The 7,058-nt window shown below is 73.3% G+C and carries 5 protein-coding genes; 3 read left to right on the forward strand and 2 right to left on the reverse strand.

The window, feature by feature from the left end; genetic code table 11:
- Window positions 1–111: 111 nt before the first annotated feature.
- Entirely contained in the window at window positions 112–2,406 is a 2,295-nt protein-coding gene (locus EAD98_RS18515) for an excinuclease ABC subunit UvrA (RefSeq protein ID WP_121655316.1), read from the reverse strand.
- A gap of 163 nt (window positions 2,407–2,569) precedes the next feature.
- Here EAD98_RS18515 and EAD98_RS18520 point away from each other — a divergent pair, with 163 nt between their 5' ends.
- From EAD98_RS18520 to EAD98_RS18530, 3 genes are all read left to right on the forward strand, one after another.
- Window positions 2,570–3,358, forward strand: coding sequence for a MerR family transcriptional regulator (locus EAD98_RS18520; protein ID WP_121655319.1), 789 nt, complete (start codon window positions 2,570–2,572; stop codon window positions 3,356–3,358).
- Window positions 3,359–3,368: 10 nt separating this feature from the next.
- Window positions 3,369–4,634, forward strand: coding sequence for a D-alanyl-D-alanine carboxypeptidase family protein (locus EAD98_RS18525; RefSeq protein WP_121655317.1), 1,266 nt, complete (start codon window positions 3,369–3,371; stop codon window positions 4,632–4,634).
- A gap of 102 nt (window positions 4,635–4,736) precedes the next feature.
- Window positions 4,737–5,534: a peptidylprolyl isomerase gene (locus EAD98_RS18530; RefSeq protein ID WP_233583878.1), complete on the forward strand. Its 798-nt coding sequence runs from the start codon at window positions 4,737–4,739 to the stop codon at window positions 5,532–5,534.
- 204 nt (window positions 5,535–5,738) lie between these two features.
- Here EAD98_RS18530 and EAD98_RS18535 read toward each other — a convergent pair whose 3' ends face one another.
- The gene (locus EAD98_RS18535; RefSeq protein ID WP_121655318.1) at window positions 5,739–6,776 is read right to left on the reverse strand and encodes a LacI family DNA-binding transcriptional regulator; all 1,038 of its coding nucleotides are present in this window, start codon (window positions 6,774–6,776) and stop codon (window positions 5,739–5,741) included.
- Window positions 6,777–7,058 lie beyond the last annotated feature (282 nt).

Below are 7,058 nucleotides of genomic sequence, written 5' to 3' on the forward strand. Positions count from 1 at the left end.
ACAGGCGACCGCCCGCCGGGCCGGCGGGCCGGCGGGCGGTCGCCTGTCCCGCGCTGACTCGCCGCGCTGACCCCGTCGAGCGCCGACCCGCCGCGGAGGCGGCGGGCGAACCTACGCCTGGGTGGTCAACGCTGGTTCGGTGACGTATTCGCGCAGGTGATCGGCGGTGAGCGTGTCGCCTCGGGCGACCAGGTCGGCCGGTGTGCCGGTGAAGACGACTCGACCGCCGTCGTGCCCGGCGCCCGGCCCCAGGTCGATGAGCCAGTCCGCGTGCGCCATGACCGCCTGGTGGTGCTCGATGACGATCACCGTGTTGCCGGCGTCGACCATCCGGTCCAGCAGGGCCAGCAGCTGGTCCACGTCGGCCAGGTGCAGGCCGGTGGTGGGCTCGTCCAACACGTACGTGCTGGTCTTTTCGGCCAGGTGGATGGCGAGCTTGAGCCGTTGCCGCTCCCCACCGGAGAGGGTGGTCAGCGGCTGGCCGAGGCTGAGGTAGCCCAGCCCGACGTCGACCAGCCGGCCGAGGATGAGGTGCGCGGGCCCGCTGGGAAAGAACGCGTGGGCCTCGGTGACCGACATGGCCAGCACCTCGCTGATGTTCCTGCCGCGCAGCGTGTACGTGAGCACCTCGTCAGTGAACCGTCGGCCCTCGCACCGTTCGCAGATGCTCGCGACGCCGGCCATCATCGCCAGGTCCGTGTAGATCAGCCCGATCCCCTTGCAGGCCGGGCAGGCGCCCTCGGAGTTGGCGCTGAACAGGGCCGCCTTTACCCCGTTGGCCTTGGCGAAGGCGGCACGGATCGGGTCGAGCAGCCCGCTGTAGGTGGCCGGGTTGCTGCGTCGCGACCCGCGGATCGCGGACTGGTCCACGATCACGACCCCGGCCCGGCCGCGCAGGGACCCGTGGATCAGTGAGCTCTTGCCGGAGCCCGCCACGCCGGTGACGACGGTGAGCACCCCGAGCGGGATGTCCACGTCCACGTCGCGCAGGTTGTGCAGGTCGGCCTGGCGGATGGCGAGGTGCCCGGTGGGTGGGCGTACCTCGTCGCGCAGGGTCACCCGGTGGTCCAGGTGCCGGCCGGTGAGTGTGCCGGAGCGGCGCAGGCCGGGAACGTCGCCGGTGAAGCAGATCCGGCCGCCGTGGGCGCCGGCGCCCGGCCCGAGGTCGACCACGTGGTCGGCGATGGCAATGGTCTCCGGCTTGTGCTCGACCACCAGCACGGTGTTGCCCTTGTCCCGCAGTCGCAGCAGCAGGTCGTTCATCCGGGCGATGTCGTGCGGGTGCAGGCCGACGGTCGGCTCGTCGAAGACGTACGTGACGTCGGAGAGGCTGGAGCCGAGATGGCGGACCATCTTCACCCGCTGCGCCTCACCACCGGAGAGGGTGGCCGACTCACGGTCCAGGCTGAGGTAGCCGAGACCGATCTCGACCAGCGAGTCCAGCAGGTCCCGCAGGTTGGCGATCAGCGGCGCCACCCCCGGGTCGTCGACGGATCGGACGAACTCGGCCAGGTCGCTGATCTGCATGGCCGAGCAGTCCGCGATGGTGCGGCCGGCGATCCGCGATGACAGGGCGGCCGCGTTGAGCCGGGTGCCGCCGCAGGCCGCGCAGGTGGTGAAGGTGACCGCCCGGTCGACGAAGGCCCGGATGTGCCCCTGCATCGACTCGCGGTCCTTGGCGAGGTAGAGCCGCTTGACCTTGACCGCCAGACCCTCGTACGTCCAGTTGTTGCTGCCCATCTTGATTTTCGTGGCCGGCTTGTAGAGGAAGTCCTCCCATTGGGAGGGCGTGTAGTCCTGGAGCTTGACGTCGGGGTCGAACAGGCCGGAGGAGACGATGGTCTGCCAGTACCAGGAGTCGACCGCGAAGTTGGGCACGGTGATCGCGCCGTCGTTGAGCGAGCGTTCGACGTCCACCAGCTCGTTGACGTCGAGGTCGGAGACCCGGCCCAGCCCTTCGCAGGTCGGGCACATGCCCTCGGGCAGGTTGAAGCTGAAGGCGCCCGCGCCGCCCACCGACGGTTGGCCGAGCCGGCTGAAGAGGATCCGGAGCATGGCGTACGCGTCGGTGGCGGTGCCCACGGTGGAGCGGGAGTTGACGCCCATCCGTTCCTGGTCGACCACGATGGCCGCGCCGAGGTTGCGCAGGGAGTCGACGTCCGGCCGGTTGAGGTTGGGCATGAACGACTGGAGGAAGGCGCTGTAGGTCTCGTTGATCAGGCGCTGGGACTCGGCGGCGATGGTGCCGAAGACGAGCGACGACTTGCCCGAGCCGGAGACACCGGTGAAGACGGTCAACCGGCGCTTGGGGATGTCGACCGAGACGCCGGCGAGGTTGTTCTCCCGCGCTCCGCGTACCTCGATCATGTCGTGGCTGTCGGCGACGGACCATGCTGGCTGCGACATGCGAACCCTTCACGAGATCGTGGCGAGGAGGCCCCCGCCGAGCTGACGGATTACATTGTCCCATTCATCCCCACGTAGAGGCTTGTGCCGAGATTTGGCTGCGACCCGCGCCGGGACGCCCCGCAAAGTCTCAAATCACGTCGCAAACGGTACGGTGGCCGGCGTGGACACCGCGCCGAAGGACCGCCTACGGGCGGTGGACCTGGCCGCCACCGTCGGGCTCTCGGTGCAGCAGGTGCGCAACTACGTCGAGGTGGGCGTGCTCCCGCCGGTGCGGCGCACCGAGAGCGGCTACCGGATCTTCACGACCGAGCACGCGCGGGCGCTGACCGTGGCGCGGCGGCTGGCCGAGGGGCACGGCTGGAGCCGTACCCGCGAGATCATGGCGGCGGTTCACCGGGGTGACCTGCCGACGGCCCTCGCGGCGCTCGACGGCGGCCACGCCGAGCTGGACCGGGAGCGTGCCGAGATCCGCCGGGTGCTCGGCGCCTTCGAGACCGTGCTGGCCAGCCCGCCGGCGGCCCGCCCGGCGCCCCGCCGCGGCACCCGCATCGGCGAGGTCGCCGCGCTGGTCGGAGTCCGAACCTCTCAGCTGCGGCTGTGGGAGGAGCGCGGCCTGCTCCGGCCGGGCCGCACGCCGGGCACGAAGTACCGGGTGTACGACGAAGCCGAGCTGCGCGCCGCGCAGGTCGTGGCGCTGCTGCGCCGGGGCGCCTACCCGTTCGAGATCATCGAGGCGGTGCTGGGCGAGCTGCGGACCACCGGCAGTGCCCAACGGGTCCGTGCCGAGCTGGGCCGTCGTGAGCAGGAGCTGCACGCCCGCAGCCTTCGGCGGTTGCGGGGAAGCGCCGCGCTGCACGACTACCTGCGCCACCGGGCGTCCGCCGGGGCAGCCGGCCCCGGACCGGTCGGAACCGAGGTCCCCGCCCGGCGGGATATCGTCCCGGATTAGGGTGCTTGGCATGACTGTCCGGTTGCTGGCGACCACGGCGACCGCCGTCCTGCTCTCCACCGGCGTGACCGTTCCGGCCGCCGTCCGTGCCGCTCCGGCCGCCGGGTGGGCGGGGCGAGGCGGCGCGGCGCAGACCGTGCCCTGCCCACGGGTGGCGGCGCCCGCGGTTTCCCGGCCCCCGCGCCCGTCCCCGCCGCCGGTGGTTCCCGAGGACCGGGTCGTGGGCGGGCCGGAGTTGGACACCGCCGGGCTGGTCGTGCCGGCCGGGTCGCCCGCGCCGCCGAAGATCACCGCCACCTCCTGGCTCGTCGCCGACCTGGACACCGGGCAGGTGCTCGGCGGCTGCGGCCCGCACGAGTACGGGACCCCGGCCAGCGTGCAGAAGCTGCTGCTGGCCGCCACGATGCTGCCGCGGCTGGACCCGAAGCAGGTCGTCACGGTCACCGAGGCGGACATGGACATCGAGCCCGGGTCGTCGGCGGTCGGTCTGGTCGAAGGGGGCCGGTACAGCGTCGAGACGGTCTGGTTGGGGCTGCTGCTCAACTCGGGCAACGAGGCGGCGAACGTGCTGGCCCGGCTGGGCGGGGGCGCCGACTCCGCGGCCGGCGGGGTGCGGGCGATGAACGAGTACGCACGCCGGCTCGGCGCGCTTCAGACGCACGCGGTCACCCCCTCCGGGCTCGACGGGCGTGGGCAGTTCACCAGCGCGTACGACCTGGCCCTGATCGCCCGCGTCTGTTTCGCCGACGCCAACTTCCGTCGGTACGCGCTCACCGAGCGGACCCGGATCCCGGCCCAGCCGGCGAAGCGGACCAAGGGCTTCGAGATCCAGAACGAGAACCAGTTGATCTACCAGTACCCGGGTGCGTTGGGTGGCAAGACCGGCTTCACCGACCTGGCCCGGCACACCTACGTCGGCGCCGCCGAGCGCGACGGTCGCCGGCTGGTGGTCACGCTGCTGGGCGGCGAGCCGCAGCCGATGCGTGGCTGGGAGCAGGGCGCGGCGTTGCTCGACTGGGGGTTCACGCTGTCCCGGTCGGCCTCGGTCGGCCGGCTGGTCGAGCCCGGGGAATTTTCCGCCACGCCGACGGCCACCCCGTCCTCGCCGTCCTCCCCGGCCGCCCCCGGGCAGGCGCGACCGGCAGCCGCGAGCGGTCCGGTCGGCGGCGGAACGTCGGGTTTCCGGGCGGCGGCATGGCTGGGCGGCGCCGCGGTGGTCCTGCTGCTCGCCGGGCTGGTGTGGCGCCGCCGGCCCACCCGCCGGCACGCGCCCTGACCCGGGCGGACCAGCCGCCGGTCGCCCACCCACGGATCGACAAGCGCCGACGGGGTCCATAGACTCCGGTCGCTCCGGTACCACGAGTCCAGGAGGATCCCCGTGTCGCGTGAACCTCGACCGCAGTCCATTGCCGACCCGCGCCGCCCCACCCGTACGCTGACCCGCCTCGCCAGCGTGGCGCTGCTCGCCGGGGCGCTGGTCGCCGCCACCGGCGTCGCCGCGGTGGCCGCACCCGCCCCGGCGGTCGCCCCGGCCGGATCGGGGGGCACCCACGGCCCGTGCGGCTATCTCGCCACGCCGGAGGAGCCAGCGGCCCGGCCGGTCCCGCTGCCGCCCGACCCGCGACGTACGCCGGACCGGGGCACCGTCCGGGTCACGTTGTGGACCAACCACGGCCCGATCGGGTTGCTCCTGGACCGGGCGGCGGCGCCGTGCACGGTGCAAAGCTTCCTGCACCTCACCCGCCACCGCTTCTACGACCGGACCTCCTGCCACCGGCTGACCGCGTACCCCACGCTCAGCGTGTTGCAGTGCGGGGATCCGTCCGGAACCGGTTCGGGCGGGCCCGGCTACCGCTACGCCGACGAGTTGCCGACCGACCTGCCGCCGGCGCCGACGGACCCGACGGGCGAGCGCCGGCTCTACGCCCGGGGCACGCTCGCCATGGCGAATGCCGGTCCGGACACCAACGGCAGCCAGTTCTTCCTGGTCTACGCCGACTCGGCGTTGCGTCCGAACTACACCGTCTTCGGCTCGGTGGACCGGGCCGGGCTGGCCACGCTCGACCGGATCGCGGCGGGGGGAGTGGCCCCGACCGACGACGACCCGGCGCCCGTCGACGGCGCGCCCGCGCTACCGGTCGACATCCGCAAGGCCCTGCGGCACCACCACCGCTGACGGCTCACCTTCGCGCCGCGCCGACCGGGAACCGATCCGGTCGGCGCGGCGCTTGCGGGCGGTGCGGCGGCGGGCCGCCGGCGCGAGACCGTACGGCTATGGCCGCGCCACCCGTCCCCGGGGGAGTGTTTCCGGCCGGATGTCTCTGGAATTCTCGGGCCCGGACCGGAAGCGGTCGGGGCGGCCGCCGGTGCGGGTCGGCCGTCACGACGCCCGCGACGACCTGACCGGCGGTGCCGCCGTGCTGTCGCGGACCACCAGTTCGGTGGCGAGCTCCACCCGGGGGGAGTCGATGGCTTCGCCCTGGGCGAGCCGCAGGACGGTCCGCGCGGCCAGCCGACCCATCTCGACCAGCGGTTGCCGCACCGTGGTCAGCGGCGGTGACGCCCACCGCGCCTCGGGCAGGTCGTCGAAGCCGACCACGCTGACGTCGCCCGGGACCAGCAGGCCGCGTTGCCGGATCGCCTCGTAGACGCCGAACGCCATCTGGTCACTAGCCGCGAAGATCGCCGTCGGCGGCTCGTCGAGGTCCAGCAACGAGGACCCGGCGGCGAAGCCGGACGCATGGTAGAAGTCGCCGGGTCGGAGCAGGTGTTCCTCCAGCGGCACGCCGGCGGCCTCCAGCCCGGCGCGGTAGCCGTCCAGACGGGCCCGGCTGCACAGCAGGTGCGTCGGACCGGCCACGAACCCGATCCGCCGGTGCCCGAGCGAGAGCAGGTGCTCGGTCGCGGCGAGCCCGCCGGCCCAGTTGGTGGCTCCTATGGTCGGCACGTCGATGGCGGGCACGCCGGCCGGGTCGACCACCACCACGGGCACGTTGAGCCGCCGCAGCTGCGCGTAGAGCGGCGGGCTGACGTGCGAGGTCACGAAGATGACGCCGTCGGTGGCCCGGGCGCGCAGGTTCTGCAGCCACTGCCGGGCGGCGGTCGACTGTCGGTGTATCGCGGAGACCACGGTGCCCACGCCGGCGGCGTGCCCGACGTCCTCGACCCCGCGGATGATCTCCACGGCCCACGGGCTGTCCAGGTCGTTGAAGACCAGGTCGACCAGCCCGGCGGGCTGCACGGTGCGGCTGGCGCGACGCCGGTAGCCGTGGTGGCGCAGCAACTCCTCGACCCGTTCCCGGGTGCCGGGGGCCACGTCCGAGCGGCCGTTGAGCACCCGGGACACGGTCGGCACCGAGACTCCGGCCTCGCGCGCGATGGCGCTGATGGTGACCCTGCGTCCGTCGTCCGCGTCCACCCGCGTCTCCTTTGTTCTTTCGGGCGGGCCGGACCCCGGCACCGGGATGCCCCGGAGCAGCGTGCCCGTCCCATCGGGTCATCTTGCCGCACGGACCGGGGGCTGGCGACAGGGCGGATCGCCGCCGTGTTCAGGGAAGTTGCGGAGATTTCCCGGAAGTCAGGCGGATCGGCACGGACCGCGCGTCGCCGGGCTGGGCGACCCGTCCGTGGCCTCGCCGCTCAGCCGCTCGCCGAACCGGCGGCCGGCGTCGGCCGGTCGGGCCCGGGGGAGGGCGGGTAC

This window comes from Micromonospora sp. CV4 (assembly GCF_003667455.1).
Lineage (GTDB): Bacteria > Actinomycetota > Actinomycetes > Mycobacteriales > Micromonosporaceae > Micromonospora.